Here is a 17018-nt window from a genome sequence, read left to right as displayed (position 1 = left end):
AACACCTTAATAGGTAAACTATCAAGGTGTGTCTCGTCTTAAAGCCTTCATTATTTTTATAGTTTGGCGATCAAAATACAATACCGATAATGATTGCCGATAAAACACTGACTAGTGAAGCGCCATAGAGTAATTTTAATCCAAAGCGCGCAACCACATTGCCTTGCTTTTCATGTAGCCCTTTTACGGCACCTACGATAGTCCCAATGGAGCCAAAATTTGCAAAGGATATAAGGAATACAGATACAATGGCTGCCGTACGTTCACTAAAGCTATCTTGGATTTTAACGAAGTCCAGCATAGCAACAAATTCATTGGCCACAAGCTTTGTCGCCATAATACTACCCGCATTAACCGCTTCATGCCAAGGGACACCCATAAGAAAGGCAATTGGCGCAAAAACATACCCTAAGATACCCTGGAACGAGATGCCAAATATGCCATTAAACAGACCATTAATAAGAGCAATTAACCCAACGAAGCCTACTAACATAACGCCAACTATAATGGCTACTTTAAAACCATCCATAATGTATTCGCCTAGCATTTCAAAAAATGTTTGCTTGTCGCCTTCTTGCACTTCGATTATATCTTCCTCCTCCTTCACTTCATACGGGTTTATGATAGAAGCCACAATAAAACCACCGAATAAGTTTAATAGTAAGGCAGCAACTACATACTTGGGCTCTAGCATCGTCATATAGGAGCCAACAATTGACATCGATACAGTTGACATCGCAGAAGCACATAATGTATAGAGACGGTGCTTCGGTAAAAATCCAATTTGGTTTTTCACCGAAATGAATACTTCATTTTGTCCTACTATCGCTGCAGCCACCGCATTATAAGATTCTAGTTTCCCCATTCCATTTATTTTACTTAGTACTAGACCAATATACTTGATAATAAACGGAAGGATTTTATAATGTTGCAAAATTCCGATTATTGCGGACATAAAAACAATTGGCATTAACACATACAGGAAAAAAGTATGCGCTCCTTCATTAGCTATCCCACCAAATACAAAATTGGTCCCTTCGTTTGCATACTCTAGTAATTTTGCAAAACTATCAGCAAATCCTTTAATTAATAATTCTCCGATACTTGTTTTAAGCAGAAGAAATCCTAGAATAAGCTGGATGACAATCATCACAATGATTGGACGATACTTAATTTTTTTCTTATTATTACTCGCAACCCATGCTAAAAATAGAACTAACAGTAAACCTACTATAGAAATTAAATAATGCATCTATTCCCCTCCGAACTTTCCATGTGTACCATCAACATTTAACGAACCCTAGCTTGTCCACTGGCCTAGACGTTTTTCGGGCGTTAAATTAGCTAAATCTGCCATAGCAATGGAGCTACCATCATCAATACGCTCCACTGCTATCCAGACAAAATGGCATTCATCACTTTTATTGCTGTTCTTCTACCCATTTACACGACACTATTCATCGATAATGGTAGTCAAAGCAACGTCCACCATTTCATAAAAGGACTTTTCACTTTCCTCATGTGTTAAGCATTCATTTGTTAGTAATTGACTACCTACCGTCAAAATGGATAATGCCTTTACCCCATATTTAGCCGCTAGCGTATAGAGCGCTGTGCTTTCCATTTCTACCCCTAACACACCGAATTCCATAAACTTGTGAAGCCTGTCTAATGTTTCACGATAAAATTCATCCGAGTTATATATATTGCCTACAAAGACATTTCCTTTTTTACCTTGTGCCTGCTGATATGCCTTCATTAATAAAGAAAAATCTGCTGTAGGCGCATAATTATTGCCTAAGAAAATTTTCTCCGTCAAATTACTGTCTGAGGATACTGCTTGGGCGAGGATGATATCACGGATATTAATTTCCTTTTGCATCGCACCACATGTGCCGATACGAATCATTTGCTTCACGCCATAATCGTTTACCAGTTCAGTACCATAAATACTCATCGATGGATTGCCCATCCCTGTCCCTTGAACAGAAATCGGTACACCTTTGTACATCCCCGTGTAGCCGTACATCCCTCTTACTTCGTTATAGCAAAATGCATTTTCTAAAAAATGTTCCGCTACAAACCTTGCACGTAAAGGATCGCCAGGAAGTAATACCCTTTCAGCTATGTCTCCTTTTTTTGCACTTAAATGCCTACTCATCTCTATTCCTCCAAGTCATAAAATTTATCTACAATCCATTAGGTAACCGTTTTCATTTACCACCAAAAAAATACCCATAGCCATTTCCAAACCGACTCCTCTTAAAAGGATTCCGTCCAGAAACTACTATGAGTATAAGATTTTTTTACGATGACCAACTAGACCAGATTATTACGTTGTGTACGGAAAATATTTGACCAAACTACTGAAGTAATTCTTTCCGTATATTATCTAAATCTCTTTTGGAAGGAATCGTTGAAATAATGACAACTGGCACAGTCTTTAGGTCAACAGGGAAATTACTAATAACAAAATCAATACGTTGCTGCTGGACCATCTCGTCAGTAAGTCCTTTCAAAATGGACGTATTAATAATCAGTTGATCCCCTATTTCATTTTTTATTAGATTCGCTATATAATGGCGGATTGAAAACTCTTCACCAATGACCAAAAAAGCACTTTTACTTTTATAATTAAGGCCAGAACGAACAAGTAATGTTAATTTTGTTAGATGATAATCATTATATCGAACAGAAGGATAGGTTAATTGCCATTTGTGCAGACACGTCTCCATATCTTGATAAATTTGCTGACACTCATCTTGAACATACGCGGTTAAATTACTTTTTGAAATCATCATCCATTCAGGAATGGCATTATCAATTAAAAGCTTGTCAAGGAACTCATATACTTCTATAATAAACCGCTCATTCTTTTCTAAATTCGGGTAAGCCTCTGCCAATAAAGCTAATAGCCGCTGGCCCATTTGGTCTTCTTCTCTATTCTTGTATAATTCGATTTCTTTCTGTGGTGTCATCTCTGACCCTTCATAATAATGATATTGGCTTAGACTAAATAGCGCTTGCAGGAAAAACAATTCATTATTTGGCAATTCCATTGAAAATCTTTCTTCTAGTGTCTTCGCAAGTTTTTTTACGGGCCCATAGAAAATACCTTTCTCCCACAGGTAATGACCGTCATTCATTTTTACGTAGTTCTCTTTTTTTAGTCGTTCCAAAACAATTGCTACTAAAAAGGATAATTTCCTTTTGGAATTGATGAAATAAACAATATTTTTTTCATTCTCTATAGTTGTGATTAATTGTTGAATATCCTCAAAGTCACTATTCGTAAATGGCCACCCCGTAAACTCGTAAGCATCCCCATAAAATTTCCAATAAAAATAGCGGATATTCAATTCATTTCCCTTTACTGCTGGCGTCGAGTATGAAATTCGTAATTGATATGGCTTCAAATCATCATTATTTAATTGCATAATCAATTTCTTCAAAGATGAGGTGCTCATAAACATGGCTTCTGCAAGTTCCTCCATTGAGCACTGCTCTTCATTTGTAAACAATACATCCATGAGTCGATAAAAGGTCGTTTGCCTGAACATGCTGGCAATCGCTTCACTAACTGTAGTACTGCGCCCATCACGTTGTAGAAAAATGCCCTTGCCTCTAGACACTTCAATGGTCATCGCTGATGGCAATTGCGTACTAATCTCCTCCACTAACTTGCGTATCGTTTTATCAGAAATATGTAGACTTTGTTCAACCTCTGCTAAGGTAAACCATCTTTGCTCAGCATCTAGTAAAGTTAGTAATTGGCTAGCTAATTTGAATTCCTTATCCATGCCTTCACCCTTCTCTATTATTCACAAAAAAGAACATACATATCGATATGTATGTCCCTTTCTCTCTTATTTCATATACGTATTTAATACTTGATCCATACGAGCATTGAGCTTGTTCAGATCCACTGCTGATACCGGCTGATTGACAAGCCGATATTTTTCTTTCAGCTGAATGATTCGACGGACACTGTCATTAATTTGCTGCTCTGAGATTTCTCCGTTCTTTACAGCTACCTTCAATGCATCTATGGCCGTTGTGACATTGGCGAATTCATGGGCAATTAAAATAATATCATTTCCCGCCTTCACAGAATCTACAGCAGCTTGCCCGATACTAACATGATTCGTAATGGCTTTCATCGTCATATCATCGGTCATGACAACCCGATCAAAGCCAAGCTGATTTCTTAATAGCCCAGTAATAATTTCCTTCGACATCGATGAAGGGTATTGTTGATCGATTTTAGGTAATAAAATATGGCCGACCATCACCACATCAACACCCTTATCAATGGCCGCTTTAAATGGAATAAGCTCCAGCTTATTTAAATCGTCTAGACTTTTCGACACTTTAGGAAGCTCTAAGTGAGAATCTACTGATGTATCACCATGACCAGGGAAATGCTTGATGACCGGAATCACCTGCTGACTTTCTAAACCTTGCATGGTCTGAATTCCTAATTGACTAACGATATCAGGCCTATTAGAAAACGAACGATCCCCAATAATTGGATTATTCGGATTGCTGTTCACATCCATGACAGGGGCAAAGTCTAGGTTGAAGCCAAATGCCTTTAATTGTTCCCCTAACAATTGACCAATCTCATAGGAGAATTGTGGTTGATTGATTTGCCCAATCTTTTGGTTCGTCGGGAAATTTTTTAAAGGTCCTGGTAATCTGACTACTTTTCCCCCTTCTTGGTCAGTTCCCAAGAATAGTGGCAGTCGATTAGTCCCATTCGCTGTCATCAAATCATTCATCAGTGAGACCGTTTGCTGTGGTGTTTCAAGATTATTGGCATAAAGAATCAATCCTCCAACCTTGTAATCACGAATCAAACTTTTAGTTTCCTGCTGAAGGGATGTGCCTGAAACACCCGCAAACATCATTTGACCAAGCTTTTCATCCAATGTCATCTGGTTGATCGTCTCTGCTATCTCATCCGTTATTTCTGTATAGACCGAGATGTGATGAACAGTAGGATTGACATCATTGTCAGTCGGCTTTGGCAAAATCCACTTTAGTTGATAGTTGGCGTTCACTTGATACACCAAAATAATTTGATCGGTCTTTGTATCCTGATAATAGCGGACCTCATCAGGCTCGCCCAACTTATTTTTAATATCTGCTAAATGAATATTCCTTATATTTGCTTTAAACGAACGGATATCGAAAGCTTTTGTACGTTGAAAGCCAATCGTTATCTCTTGTTGAAGAAAATCTTCGTATTGTGCATTAGTGGTCTCCATTACTTGCTGAGGATCCCCCCATTGCTGATGAACCGTACGGCTATCTGATTCCCCTGCGGTAAATGGCACATCAGGTACTTTCCCTTCTCCCGCTAGGTTGACAATTTCCTGAATGACTACGTCAAGATTTTCGGTATCGCCGCCTCCAGTAGCAGTATCACTATGCTCTTGGACTGGGGGTGTCTCCGAATTTCTAGTCGTTTGTGTGGCTGGTCTCATCTTCATACCGATAAAAAAGAGCAAACCCAATAAAATCAGCACAAGAAATACGAGAAAGCCACGTCTTCTTTTATGCATGAAAAAACCTCCTCAATCCAACCATTAGTAGTAGCATATCATTCTACCAGCTAACGTTATCATATCTAACGAATGAATTCAAAATATGTGAAATCAACAGAAACAACTCTCTCTTTAGAAAATATTATCGTAAGCTAGCAAAAATGCGGAGTAAGATGTTAAAATATTCTCATAAAGGGGGAAGCAAGGTATGGGGAAATTAAGTAAAAGGAATATATTGTGGATTGTACCCATCGGTATTTTAGGGGTGTTTTGGTACTTCTATGGTCCACAAAAGGATATTACTGACAATGAATATATTACATATGTAAAAAACTATTCTTATGAAAATAGTACAAAAACTTTAGAAAATGGCTTTGCTGCTGCCTGCGAAAATCCCTATTGGGTTTATTTTGAAACACAAAAAAGACAAGATGTAGTCGAGTTCGAAGGAGATTGCTCCATTGATAATAAAGTTGCAAAGGTCAATATGCAATTCCTTGTGGACAATGACAGGACAAAAGTTCAATCAGGCGCAATGTTAGTCGATAGTAAAATGCAGGAAGAAACGGATCGAGACCAGTTTTTACTAACATTGGTCAAATAATTAGCCACACCCTCATAGTTACAACTATGAGGGTGTTTATCATATATCGGTGGATCTTGCATCAGAAAACATAATCCAAATTTTATCAAATCACTGGTTTTACTCCTTATTATTCAGGCTTCACTAATGCCCATACTACTTCACAAACCTCATCCGCTACCCTTCCTTCAATAACGAATAAAACAATAAAATCGTTTAAAAACTAATGTTTATTCCATAATTGCTCACTGGAATGGGCTAACTATAACAAAAATTTTCAAGTTGATTTCAAATTTATTTTTGTGTATAGATTCTGTCGTTTAAATGGATAGTGGTTATTTGACAACAGTTGTAATAACAGTTTTCTCGTTTGTTCATGGGTTTTATATTCTTGAAAAAAATGATGATAGTTTGCTATTTGGCCTTCCAAAAATTCATATTGATTATAGTATTCAAAAAAATAAAAACTTCGCCTTATGGAAGAGACGAAGTTTAAATTCATGGTACTACTCTAATTAGCTTTAGAAAGTTCATTTTGCATCCCTTGCCCGATTAAAGTAGTAGTTAACATCACTGATTTCGAAGGAGTCTGTTTATCACCTACTTAAGCCTACAAATCTATCGGCTTGCCGCCGGTCACCCCATATATCTGACCAGTGATATAGCTTCCTTCATCCGAGGCCAGAAGAACATACACGGGTGCAAGCTCTACCGGCTGTCCCGCACGGCCGAGAGGAGTATTTTGACCAAACTCAGGTATTTCTCCTTCTAATTTCCCGTTATCCAGTTGAAGCGGCGTCCAAATTGGGCCAGGTGCGACACCATTGACACGTACACCTTTAGAAGCAAAGTACGAGGACAGGGATACCATAAAGTTGCTTATCGCACCTTTTGTAGCGGCATAATCCATGAGAGATGAGGATGGATCGAAAGATTGAACTGATGTGGTGGTAATAATTGCACTTCCTGGCTCCAGATGTTCTTCTGCAGCTTTGACGGTCTCGAACATGCTGATGATGTTTACTTTGAAAGTGTCTTGCACTTGATTGATTGTTAAGTCCCTTAGAGATGGCTGTGCGATTTGTTGCGCAGCATTTAATACTAGCAGGTCCAATCCACCAAAGGCTTCGACTGTTTTTGTAACAATCTCTGTCGCAGTACCATCTTCCCGCAAATCATACGGTAGCAGCAGTGCTTTTCTACCTTCTTTTTCAATTAATGCTTTGACTTCGTTGGCATCTTCCTCTTCACCCGGGAAGAATTGAATGGCCACATTCGCTCCTTCGCGTGCGTAGGCAATAGCTGCTGCACGGCCAATCCCAGAATCGCCTCCGGTAATCAAGGCATTGCGCCCTTCCAGACGATTGTATCCTTTATATGATTCTTCTCCACAGTCAGGTTTGGGGCTCATTTCATTCTGTAGCGCTGGAGTGTTCTGTTCCTGATTTGGGAATTTTTCCGTATGATATTTCTTACGTGAGTCAGTTAGATGTGGGTTTGCCATTATCATTCATCTCCTATATTTATTATTTAAAAACACTTTATGAGCTTGCACTAATTAAATGCGGTTATATTTTTTGAATACCCTGTGATCATTTACTCTAAACAGCTACAGTCATTTACTATTTTCCTACAAAAGAAAAAACACCCCATGTAAGCGAGCCAACTAGTCCCATTTTGAAATGGATAGTTCGAACACTTACACAGAGTGTTTTAAGTCCCTCTATATAGATAGTAGAGGTTATGAGATATTTAATATTGTTTTGTATGTTTAACTAGCTGTTCATACTTATGCTTATAACGCCTCAATCGTTTGGGCTACTTGTTCTTCTGTTAAATTATGACGCACGATGTAGCGGTTGCGCTCATGCTTTGTACATTCAATTGTACAGCCACCTAGATGCTTGGCTTCATTTTCTTCAGTTGCGATAATTTGTTTGTTGCATTCAGGGTTTGCACAGTTAATGTAACGTTCACAAGGTTCACCGTCATAATGATCACGACCAATAATTACATGCTCTACTTGATTGATTGGCACCGTTAAGCGCTCATCAAATACATACATTTGTCCGTCCCATAATTGGCCTTTCGCAACAGGGTCTTTTCCGTATGTTGCAACACCGCCATGTAATTGGCCTACATCACCAAAGCCTTCACGTTTCATCCAACCTGAAAACTTCTCACAACGAATGCCACCCGTACAATATGTTAACACATTTTTCCCTTCGAATAGCTCGCGGTTCGCACGTACCCATTCCGGTGTATCCCGGAAGTTTTTTACATCTGGTCGAATCGCACCACGAAAATGGCCGACATCGAATTCATACGTGTTACGCACATCTAATACTACTGTATTTTCATCCTGCATTTCTGCAAGGAATTGTTCTGGTGACAGATAGCGACCTGTTAATTCATGCGGGTTTACGTCTTCTTCTAAGCCTAAGTTTACTAACTCAGGTCGAGGGCGTACGTGCATTTTTTTGAAGGCATGATCATCTGCCGCATCAATTTTGAAGACAATGCCTTCAAATAATGGGTCAGCTTGCATGTTTGCCATGTATTGCTCTGTTTGCTCAATCGTACCTGAAACAGTACCGTTAATGCCTTCATTGGCTACTAAAATACGACCTTTTAAACCGATCTCTTTACACATTTCTAAGTGCGTTGCTGAAAACACAGCTGGATCTTCAATCTTTGTGTAATGGTAATATAATAAAACTTGATAATTCATTGTTTTCCACCTATCATTTCAATATTTGCAGGATATTCCTGATAGTGTCTTTTACGACCTATTAACAATAAAGGAAAATCACTTAAAATGCTATCGGTAATTAGACTGAAATAGTTATAAATATTGGTTAATGGGTCAGCGAACCTTTTATAAAGCACAATCTAGCATAAAGAAAGATGCTTTTTTATTTCAAAGCATCCGATTGGGGTATAACTATTAAATTTGGTGAGGGGTCGAGAAGCTTCATTACTTTCAGTGAGCTAAGATTATTTGCTTATCTAAATGCTTGATCGCCAACATTGAATGATCCTGAATGATGCCTGTATCTTCAAAGCCAAAGGAAGCATATAATGTTTTTGCTTTGGCATTGCTTGTATGATAAAAGAGCGTTACATACTTTGCTTCCCCATATGGCATCTTTTCAATATCCATCAACATTTTTTCAAAGGTAAGTTTGCCATATCCTTTCCCCTGATACCTTTTGTCAATCATCATATGCCATATAAAATAGCTCTTCTTTCCGTAAAAATCTTCATTTTCAAATGATTCATGATCTAACGTATCATAAATATACATCATAAACCCAACCACAACTTCATCGACATAAATGGCAACGGGAGTCGCTGGTATCCCGTCTGTGTTCAACATATGAGCATCTGCAAAACTTTTGAGATTCGTAGTTTCTATAAAGTCCTTCTGCCTTTCTTCAACCTCAAGTGCTATGATTTCTTCTATGTTTTCCCCGGTTATTTTTCGTAATTCAATCATTCGTATTTCCCCTTCTTTACATTTTCTCTGTTTTCCTAAAGATAAATTGATCATCAGGATTCCAAATATGCAAGTCGTCAGCAATATAACCACGTAGCCATAGTACGCCAGCTATTTTTCTAAGATAAAATCCTTTAGGAAAATCATCATCATCACGTACTCTCTCTGATGCTATTGTGATAGACCCAGAAGGAGCTTGATATTGTTGTAGAGAATTCCCTGAATCGCCTTCAGCTTGGTCTAAATATTCCAGTCTTAAGTAAGGTCCAACCTCAAGTGGACATAATTCCAAACCAAGTTTATTCGCTTGTTTTATAAGCTGAGGCATAGTAGCTCCATCAGAAAAACCAAGATTCCTAACAGCCAGTTCAACAGTATTTAGACTGTACTTTGTTTCAGAAGTAATAAATTGATCATCAGATAATAATTGCTCACCATACGGATTCATCGAGATTGAATGTTCTTGTAACTTTTGAAGAAGCTGCCATTTTGTTAGTCCGCCAATCTCTATTGATTTAACAATAACAGGGCAATCAGGATAAATTCCCATTTGTATCCCTCCTCACATCATTTTAAAAATTAATATACCTCGATTATACATATAATGGAAAATGGATGGAAGCTATAATTGATGCTCAAATCTTTTCCGCTGCTGTTAGCTAAGGTTTGTTCACGGTTTCATTCATATCCAGCCTCATCGTTTTTTTAAGAATATGGAACCTTTATAAATAAATGCACAATTCTTGTTGCAGAAAAGCTCCCTATTCTTGAATAAGGTACAATCCCTCAATAGAATAGTACCCAATTATAGAATAACAACTTACAATGTTTCCGAGTTGTTCATTGTTATTCCATTAGTTTTTAATGCCTCTCTACATAATTAAAAACTAAAAAGATGTTTTATTCATTCAATTTAGTGGAATAGATTGAATGTGAATATATATTGGAGGGATAAATAATGACAGTCAAATTGACAGTAGAAAACGTAGTACAGGCGAAACAAGAAGTGGAGAAATTAGAAGCGCAAGGATACCTTCGAGATAACATTTACATCTTTGCGCACTATGAAGAGCGTGAAGAGGATATTAACGAAGCACTCGGGACAGAAGAAGCTGGTATTAGCGAGCAAGGGTTCCTGACTTCTATGAAGAACCTGGTGAATTCCCGTGGAGATGAACTCCGCAATAAATTAGCTTCTGTCGGATTAAGTGAATCAGAAGCTGCTCAATTCGAAAAGGAACTGGATACAGGTAAATTGGTCATAGTTGCCAATAAGTAAAAGCAAACCCGGGAATCTCATCCCGGGTTTGTTTTTCATTTTACAAGTCCTCCTCGGTATTCCGTGAACTCTGTATTCCAGATAGCCTTTCAACCAAGTCAGTAAAAAAACCATCCTTCTTTATTGTCAATGATCTGCTCGAGGAAATTTTCATCTTCTTCATTAAAGAGTCTTCTTCAACAATATGACCCTTTAAAAGGAAAAAACGCGTTCCTAAATAAATGCACCCGAATTGTTGAAGATCGTTATTGAACTAAAGCACCCTGTACCCTGTTAGTTCTATAAGAAAAAAAGAGCTGCATACGCAACTCAAAATGATTCTTAACTAATCAATAACATATATTTACCCCTAGAATATATGTCAATTCATGAATTGATTTGTTATTTATAGTTTTCAAGATAGTTTCCTTTTTCAAAAATTTCTTTTGCACTTAGCGCAGTCCATTCCTCTGGGGTTACATTTGGGTGCAAATCAAGATAGGATTTTACCATTTTATAGCCCTCACTGTAACCATAACGATTAGGAAGGCCATTACCTCCCAGAATAATTTCGGAAGATCGATTAAGATCATGCTTTTCGAGATCTAATACAATTTTTGACCAATAATATTTGTTGAATGTTGAATAAATTGGATAAATATAAATATCAGGATAAACTGACTTTTCAAACATAAACGCCTTTCCTTCAAATATTAGGCTATCCAAAACAGTAAAAGGTGGAGCATTACGCAAGTACTTCTCTGTCCAAACACTATGATGATATTCGTGAGCCATGCTAGACCTTAAAACATCTTCGTTATAATATTTGTTGTAAAGTACTATTATTTTTCCTGCCCCCACTGTAGTCATAAGTATATTTGTATTTGTAGCAGGAAAAACACATGCAGTTGTTTCCTTTCCAGATGGAAGAAGGTCAGAAGATTTTAAAAGAGCTTCTTTAATAATATTTTCAGTTTCTTCCCTATCAATTTTTTCACTTATTAGTTGATTTTCTGTTAAAAGGTCGGGAGCTACATTTAGAACTTCATCTGCCATATTAGGATATTCACCATTCTCAAAACAAACACTATATATTGGTTTAATTACCTCTTCATTATAAATTTCCAATTGTGATTGTTCTGGATTAATTTCAACTTTATCTGCAAAGTTTTGATAAAGTTTATAGGCATTGACTATTTTAAATTTTTGACCTGTTTGTGGGTGTTCGAATGATAAAACGATACTTTCAATATCATGCTTTGCTTTCGATTCTTCAGCTTGTGTACAAGAAGTAAGTGTTAGCAACGTAATTATTAGAAGAAATATGATAATCGTTTTTTGATATTTTTTCAAATAAAATCCTCCTATGTAAAAAACAAACTATTCAACTAGTTATTTTACCGTATTTTAGTATTAATTCATCTATTTCTCTGAAATTTTTTATTGAACCAACCTGCCTAGTTAACTTAGGTACACTGTTCACAAATTCACATCAAGATTAATATAAAATCCTTTTTTTTCTTTTAATCAACCCAAACCATTCACCTCTCTTGATATAACATGGAACCACAAAATGAATCAACCCAAACAAATAATTCATTAGGCTTAAAGACTCATTCTTACTACCAAGATATTTTGATAAAATCAAAAATATATTGTTAAACTACAATAAATATGCTTAAAGCACGGAGTGAAAGAATGAAAACCTTTATAAAAGTTCTTTTAACTATACTTGGGGTTTTTGTATTATTGATCGCAAGTATCGCGTTATATTTTAGTGACTATTCTGAAAAACGCAAAATTAAAAAGTATGCAGAAGATACATATGGCTATGATGTAGAGATTAAACAATTATATAGAACAGGGATTGGTTCTGATTATGAATACGTTGTCTTTCCAAAAAATCATCAACATTTAGAATTCAAAATTATACTAGATCCTTATTCAGATACGATAACAGATAATTATGCAAGTGCCTTGGAAGCGGATAAAGCATTGCACAAATTGGATAAAGTGATTACAGCTATTGAAGACCTCGGGTTTCAAGGTCCAGACTATACTAATAAGGAGATCAGCATACGTTTTTCGGATGAAACGAAAAAGCATGCTCTTTATTTATATACTGCTACTCCAATTGAAATGGCTACCTTTGAAAAAAATGAATTGGACCGTTTCTTTGAATTGCAAAATTTAATAAAACAAAGTGGCGCTCCCATTACCTATGTGGTCGTCGAAGACATGCGGGAACCTGCCGATAGCAGCTCCATTTTGTTTTATATGAAAGATGTACAAAGTACTAACACGAAAGACGATTTCTTGTTACAGTTAAAAAAAGCTAACCACGGTTTGAAGTGAGGTAAATACTATTTTACAACAGTCCTTTTCAGAAAAAGATATTAACAACCATATACGATTGTTTACTAAATAGACATACTCACGAAATGCATTACCTAAGTTTCTTCTATGAAGTTACTTGGTAATGTATTTTATCAAACGTTAGTTAGCTTAGTATGTAAGCTAGACTGTCCTTTAAACACAATTATCTAGGTCGGTGCATAAGAATATTTTTTGGGTGGTATTGCTCCACAATAAGGCCCTTTAATAAAAACGAGCGCTGATTCTTGTTACAGAATCGCGCCCTTATATGGAAGACTGGATTTCAAGATAATACAATTACAATTTCCATTGTTCCCCTGTTACTTAAAAAGGAATTGAGGTTGGTTTAAAAAGTTAGCTTAATCTATTTTAAGTACAAGGTCATCTACCCGTCTGGTAAACGAGACCTATGGCTCCAGAATCAAATGTCTTGTTTTCGATAAGTTTAAGATTGACCTTCTCCTTGAGACCTTGGAATAACGGCAACCCGCTGCCGACCAGGACGGGAGAAACCGTAATTTTATACTCATCAATTAAATCAAGCTGCATAAGGTAGTGTGCGAATCTAGGACTTCCTAGAATGACCATATCCTTGCCTGGCTCCTGTTTGAGGTTCTTGATCTCTTCCTCGACATCTTCTTTCACCAGTCTGGAATTGTTCCATTCGACTTTCTCCAGCGTCGTGGAAAAAACGATTTTGGCTGTCTTTTCGATCCACTCGGCATGATTCAGTTCATACTCCGAAGCTGATGGGTTTGAAGGCACAGATGGCCAGTAACTGTGCATCATCTGATAAGTCCCACGTCCCCAAATGACAGTGTCGGCAGTATTCAGAATCTCTTTCGCGTGTTTCTCCAAATCAGAATCGTAGGAAACCCAGCCAATGTCCATTTCACCGTTTGGCCCTTCTACAAAACCGTCAAGAGATGCGTGCAGAAATAGAACAAGTTTTCTCATTTTCAGTTCTCCTTTGTTCATGAGGGTGTCACATTTTACTTTGCAGTTTTCATTAATGTTATGTGCAAAGTCAAGTATAGCACACACAAGAATCAATAATTTCTTCTAGATTGCAAAATTTCTTACTAAACAATTTGGCCCTTTATAAAAAACACTTTCCTTATTCAGGAAAGCACCCGATTGTTGAGAGTTGCTATCAATTTAAGCCTTTTGACATTCTTTATAGATTCTTTATTATCAATATGCTACCTCTACAAAGCTATTCATCCACATAACAATCCCAACGAAGAATCACCTTCTAAATTGAGTTAGTATTAAAATAATGAAAACTAGCGTCAATCCGATCATACTGATGAAAGATGCAACTTTTATATAACGAATTGCACCATCTGCTATTTCTGGTTCTTCTTTGTACATCCATCGCTTTTCCCATAATAAGCTTTCTTGAGGGTAGAAATAACTCCAAATTAATACCCCATATAATGGTATTGCTAACATAATGACTACAATTGTATCAAACATGTTTAGCATCACCTCCAGAAATCGTTACATATCAATCCCTATTTGAAGTATTCATTTGTATTCCATGAAACATCCAATAGATGAACAAACTGTTCTTTCGATTTCTCACTGATTCTAATTTAATTGAAGTTATTGTGGCTGTTCTTTTTTTAATAAAGAATAGATAAACGTATCATATGCTTTTTCCTTTTGCACCATATAGTCTCTTAGAATTCCCTCTTGCTGAAACCCTAGCTTCAGCAGCAGCTGATTGGATGCTTCATTTTCTAAATACACGACAGCTCCAATACGCTGTAAATTCATGTGTTCAAAGCCATAGTTGATTACTTGCTGAATGGCTTCTTTTGTGTACCCCTTACGCCAGTAATCTGGATGGATTTCATAGCCGATTTCCGCTCGTTTATGGGGGGCAGACCATAAATGATAACCAATCGTACCCATGACTTCCCCTGTTTCTTTAAGCTCAATACCCCACCGTATACCTCTTTTTTCCTCGTAGTTTTTGTCAAAAAGTTGGATTAACTGTTCAGCCTGTTGTTTTTCTATAAAAGGCTCCTGCCCATAATAGCGTGTGACCTCCTCATTTGAAAGGCAATGAAAAATGGCAGCTACATCAGCCTGCGTCAGTTCTCTTAACCTAAGTCGATCCGTTTCTAACATTGGAAACATCTGTCTTCCCCCTTCACCATTTCTTATCCTTAACCATCAAGCATAATGGCGTCTTGCTCACTGGTCATGATGTGCTTTCCCATTTCATCTACCTATTGGAGAAAACATATTTATTCCATCTTATGAAATTTCCATTTTCTGTACAAGTTATTTCTCTTAAATTTTAATAGAAATAGCAATTATTACTATATAAAAATTATAAAATAGTTTATAATAGAAAGCTGACTATGCACTCCTACTTAAAGCATATAAAGGTGATTTCAACATGCTATCTTATGAACGTATTCTAATAATGGTCCCGCCGGTTCCCTAGCTACGCTTTCTACTTGTAACGAACAAAGTAGAATTTGCTTGTAGGAGGGCAATATGTTGAAAAAACAGGCAGTACCATCTTTATTGTTAATGATTGTTCTTGTGGCGTTCCCACAAATTAGTGAAACCATTTATACACCATCTCTACCGGACATTGCAGATACACTTGGTGTATCCAATAGCTCTGTCCAATTAACCTTAAGCATCTATTTTATTGGATTTGCATTAGGTGTTTTTTGCTGGGGATGGATTTCTGATATTATTGGCCGTAGACCTGCCATGTTAGGCGGTTTAGTTTTTTATGGAATAGGGAGCGCATTATGTTTTTACGCGGACACTATCTCCATTCTAATAAGCAGTCGTTTTATTCAAGCATTCGGTGCTGCTACTGGCTCTATTATTACGCAGACCATTTTACGCGAAAGTGTAAGCGGTAATAGACGACATGGTATGTTCGCACAAATTTCCGCAGTCATTGCGTTTACTCCTGCGGTTGGACCTTTAATTGGGGGCTGGGTGGATCAAGCACTCGGCTTTCGGGCAGTATTTTTTGTCCTTGTGGTCATGAGTATAGGGTTGTTCATCTATGCCTATGCCAGACTACCTGAAACAACGCAACCAGCAGCTAGGCAAAGAATAGCGATTTGGCCAGTCGTCAAACGCATTTTTGCTTCGCCAACCGTTCTTGTCTATGGTTTGCTCATTGGGGGCATTAACGGTGTGCTATTTAGCTATTATGCGGAGGCACCTTTTATTTTCATTGGTCACTTTCAGATGACGCCTGGTCTCTATGGGTTTCTTGGCATCATCGTAGCATTGGCCTCGATTTTAGGAGCGATGATCTCTAAGCGACTTATCACCACGCATCCACCTCAACAAATTATTTATATAGGTTGTTCCGTGATGTTGATGGGCGCTTTCCTTTTAATGATTGTCTGTACTTTACCATTGCCTATTAGTATGCTAGCCATGAGCATCATGGTTACCGTTTTTATCTTGCTGCTAGGCTCGGGCATTGCCCTTCCTAATTGTTTAAGTCTAGCATTGGTAGACTTTCAGGACGTCATTGGGACAGCAGGAGCCATCTTTAGTCTCGGCTATTACTTGCTTGTCAGTGTGATCACATCTGGTATGAGTTTGCTTCACAATGAATCCTTGCTGACGATGCCTCTTTATTTCTTGGTGTTAACGATCATGATGTGGATTAGTACAAAAAAATATATTCGATAATGGATGCTAGCGGGCATCTTATCTAATTAAACAAAAATGCCACCCTGTTTGCTGAGGGTGGCT

Annotated in this window: 17 protein-coding genes; 4 read left to right on the top strand and 13 right to left on the bottom strand. The window is 37.4% G+C overall.

Annotated features, from left to right (window positions below; translation table 11 throughout):
• Nucleotides 1-70: 70 nt before the first annotated feature.
• From KVT27_RS06360 to nagZ, 4 genes are all read right to left on the bottom strand, one after another.
• Nucleotides 71-1252, bottom strand: a complete 1182-nt coding sequence (locus KVT27_RS06360) for a NupC/NupG family nucleoside CNT transporter (RefSeq protein WP_036125312.1) — start codon at nucleotides 1250-1252, stop codon at nucleotides 71-73.
• 201 nt (nucleotides 1253-1453) lie between these two features.
• The gene (gene deoD / locus KVT27_RS06355; protein ID WP_217580954.1) at nucleotides 1454-2161 is read right to left on the bottom strand and encodes a purine-nucleoside phosphorylase; all 708 of its coding nucleotides are present in this window, start codon (nucleotides 2159-2161) and stop codon (nucleotides 1454-1456) included.
• Nucleotides 2162-2363: 202 nt separating this feature from the next.
• On the bottom strand, nucleotides 2364-3800 hold the full coding sequence (locus tag KVT27_RS06350; RefSeq protein ID WP_254636058.1) for an AcpB/EbpR/MafR family transcriptional regulator: 1437 nt from the start codon (nucleotides 3798-3800) through the stop codon (nucleotides 2364-2366).
• 66 nt (nucleotides 3801-3866) lie between these two features.
• The gene (gene nagZ / locus KVT27_RS06345) at nucleotides 3867-5567 is read right to left on the bottom strand and encodes a beta-N-acetylhexosaminidase (RefSeq protein ID WP_217580953.1); all 1701 of its coding nucleotides are present in this window, start codon (nucleotides 5565-5567) and stop codon (nucleotides 3867-3869) included.
• 190 nt (nucleotides 5568-5757) lie between these two features.
• Between nagZ and KVT27_RS06340 the strand changes: the two genes are divergently transcribed.
• Nucleotides 5758-6153: a hypothetical protein gene (locus tag KVT27_RS06340; protein WP_036125308.1), complete on the top strand. Its 396-nt coding sequence runs from the start codon at nucleotides 5758-5760 to the stop codon at nucleotides 6151-6153.
• A gap of 256 nt (nucleotides 6154-6409) precedes the next feature.
• Here KVT27_RS06340 and KVT27_RS27315 read toward each other — a convergent pair whose 3' ends face one another.
• The 5 genes from KVT27_RS27315 to KVT27_RS06315 all read right to left on the bottom strand — a co-directional run bounded on the left by KVT27_RS27315 (nucleotide 6410) and on the right by KVT27_RS06315 (nucleotide 10181).
• The gene (locus KVT27_RS27315) at nucleotides 6410-6634 is read right to left on the bottom strand and encodes a YxiJ family protein (RefSeq protein ID WP_217580952.1); all 225 of its coding nucleotides are present in this window, start codon (nucleotides 6632-6634) and stop codon (nucleotides 6410-6412) included.
• 108 nt (nucleotides 6635-6742) lie between these two features.
• Nucleotides 6743-7636 carry an SDR family oxidoreductase gene (locus KVT27_RS06330; protein ID WP_217580951.1) on the bottom strand — a complete coding sequence of 298 codons (894 nt, stop codon included), beginning with the start codon at nucleotides 7634-7636 and terminating at the stop codon, nucleotides 6743-6745.
• A 291-nt stretch (nucleotides 7637-7927) separates the two neighbouring features.
• On the bottom strand, nucleotides 7928-8863 hold the full coding sequence (gene trhO / locus KVT27_RS06325; protein ID WP_217580950.1) for an oxygen-dependent tRNA uridine(34) hydroxylase TrhO: 936 nt from the start codon (nucleotides 8861-8863) through the stop codon (nucleotides 7928-7930).
• A 252-nt stretch (nucleotides 8864-9115) separates the two neighbouring features.
• Nucleotides 9116-9631 carry a GNAT family N-acetyltransferase gene (locus tag KVT27_RS06320; RefSeq protein ID WP_042737466.1) on the bottom strand — a complete coding sequence of 172 codons (516 nt, stop codon included), beginning with the start codon at nucleotides 9629-9631 and terminating at the stop codon, nucleotides 9116-9118.
• 16 nt (nucleotides 9632-9647) lie between these two features.
• Nucleotides 9648-10181, bottom strand: a complete 534-nt coding sequence (locus KVT27_RS06315) for a hypothetical protein (protein ID WP_036125302.1) — start codon at nucleotides 10179-10181, stop codon at nucleotides 9648-9650.
• A gap of 408 nt (nucleotides 10182-10589) precedes the next feature.
• Here KVT27_RS06315 and KVT27_RS06310 point away from each other — a divergent pair, with 408 nt between their 5' ends.
• Nucleotides 10590-10910 carry a YflT domain-containing protein gene (locus KVT27_RS06310; protein WP_036125300.1) on the top strand — a complete coding sequence of 107 codons (321 nt, stop codon included), beginning with the start codon at nucleotides 10590-10592 and terminating at the stop codon, nucleotides 10908-10910.
• A gap of 381 nt (nucleotides 10911-11291) precedes the next feature.
• On the opposite strand, the gene KVT27_RS06305 is transcribed toward KVT27_RS06310, so the two are convergent.
• Complete coding sequence (locus tag KVT27_RS06305; protein ID WP_036125298.1) at nucleotides 11292-12242, bottom strand: DUF2268 domain-containing putative Zn-dependent protease; 951 nt, start codon at nucleotides 12240-12242, stop codon at nucleotides 11292-11294.
• 345 nt (nucleotides 12243-12587) lie between these two features.
• Here KVT27_RS06305 and KVT27_RS06300 point away from each other — a divergent pair, with 345 nt between their 5' ends.
• A complete protein-coding gene (locus tag KVT27_RS06300; protein WP_036125296.1) occupies nucleotides 12588-13244 on the top strand; it encodes a hypothetical protein in 657 nt (218 codons plus the stop codon).
• A 402-nt stretch (nucleotides 13245-13646) separates the two neighbouring features.
• Here KVT27_RS06300 and KVT27_RS06295 read toward each other — a convergent pair whose 3' ends face one another.
• The 3 genes from KVT27_RS06295 to KVT27_RS06285 form a co-directional block, all read right to left on the bottom strand.
• On the bottom strand, nucleotides 13647-14222 hold the full coding sequence (locus tag KVT27_RS06295) for a dihydrofolate reductase family protein (RefSeq protein ID WP_208704378.1): 576 nt from the start codon (nucleotides 14220-14222) through the stop codon (nucleotides 13647-13649).
• Nucleotides 14223-14513: 291 nt separating this feature from the next.
• A complete protein-coding gene (locus KVT27_RS06290) occupies nucleotides 14514-14744 on the bottom strand; it encodes a hypothetical protein (RefSeq protein ID WP_254636057.1) in 231 nt (76 codons plus the stop codon).
• A gap of 129 nt (nucleotides 14745-14873) precedes the next feature.
• Nucleotides 14874-15413 (bottom strand): GNAT family N-acetyltransferase, encoded by a 540-nt coding sequence (locus KVT27_RS06285; protein ID WP_217580949.1) that lies wholly within the window; start codon nucleotides 15411-15413, stop codon nucleotides 14874-14876.
• A gap of 369 nt (nucleotides 15414-15782) precedes the next feature.
• On the opposite strand from KVT27_RS06285, the gene KVT27_RS06280 reads away from it, so the two are divergent.
• Nucleotides 15783-16955: a multidrug effflux MFS transporter gene (locus tag KVT27_RS06280; protein ID WP_217580948.1), complete on the top strand. Its 1173-nt coding sequence runs from the start codon at nucleotides 15783-15785 to the stop codon at nucleotides 16953-16955.
• Nucleotides 16956-17018 lie beyond the last annotated feature (63 nt).

This window comes from Lysinibacillus sp. GbtcB16, assembly GCF_019091145.1.
In the GTDB taxonomy this organism is placed as follows: Bacteria; Bacillota; Bacilli; order Bacillales_A; family Planococcaceae; genus Lysinibacillus; species Lysinibacillus fusiformis.
Note: the sequence above shows the minus strand (reverse complement) of the source record. Positions and strands in the feature narration are given on the sequence as shown.

Bases quoted from the DNA above. Each gene is read 5' to 3' on its own strand.
- KVT27_RS06315 (WP_036125302.1), bottom strand. From the start codon at position 10,181: ATGGGAATTTATCCTGATTGCCCTGTTATTGTTAAATCAATAGAGATT.
- KVT27_RS06290 (WP_254636057.1), bottom strand. From the start codon at position 14,744: ATGTTTGATACAATTGTAGTCATTATGTTAGCAATACCATTATATGGG.
- KVT27_RS06320 (WP_042737466.1), bottom strand. From the start codon at position 9,631: ATGATTGAATTACGAAAAATAACCGGGGAAAACATAGAAGAAATCATA.
- KVT27_RS06295 (WP_208704378.1), bottom strand. From the start codon at position 14,222: ATGAGAAAACTTGTTCTATTTCTGCACGCATCTCTTGACGGTTTTGTA.
- KVT27_RS27315 (WP_217580952.1), bottom strand. From the start codon at position 6,634: ATGAATTTAAACTTCGTCTCTTCCATAAGGCGAAGTTTTTATTTTTTT.
- KVT27_RS06360 (WP_036125312.1), bottom strand. From the start codon at position 1,252: ATGCATTATTTAATTTCTATAGTAGGTTTACTGTTAGTTCTATTTTTA.
- nagZ (WP_217580953.1), bottom strand. From the start codon at position 5,567: ATGCATAAAAGAAGACGTGGCTTTCTCGTATTTCTTGTGCTGATTTTA.
- deoD (WP_217580954.1), bottom strand. From the start codon at position 2,161: ATGAGTAGGCATTTAAGTGCAAAAAAAGGAGACATAGCTGAAAGGGTA.
- KVT27_RS06310 (WP_036125300.1), top strand. From the start codon at position 10,590: ATGACAGTCAAATTGACAGTAGAAAACGTAGTACAGGCGAAACAAGAA.
- trhO (WP_217580950.1), bottom strand. From the start codon at position 8,863: ATGAATTATCAAGTTTTATTATATTACCATTACACAAAGATTGAAGAT.
- KVT27_RS06350 (WP_254636058.1), bottom strand. From the start codon at position 3,800: ATGGATAAGGAATTCAAATTAGCTAGCCAATTACTAACTTTACTAGAT.
- KVT27_RS06285 (WP_217580949.1), bottom strand. From the start codon at position 15,413: ATGTTTCCAATGTTAGAAACGGATCGACTTAGGTTAAGAGAACTGACG.
- KVT27_RS06300 (WP_036125296.1), top strand. From the start codon at position 12,588: ATGAAAACCTTTATAAAAGTTCTTTTAACTATACTTGGGGTTTTTGTA.
- KVT27_RS06340 (WP_036125308.1), top strand. From the start codon at position 5,758: ATGGGGAAATTAAGTAAAAGGAATATATTGTGGATTGTACCCATCGGT.
- KVT27_RS06330 (WP_217580951.1), bottom strand. From the start codon at position 7,636: ATGGCAAACCCACATCTAACTGACTCACGTAAGAAATATCATACGGAA.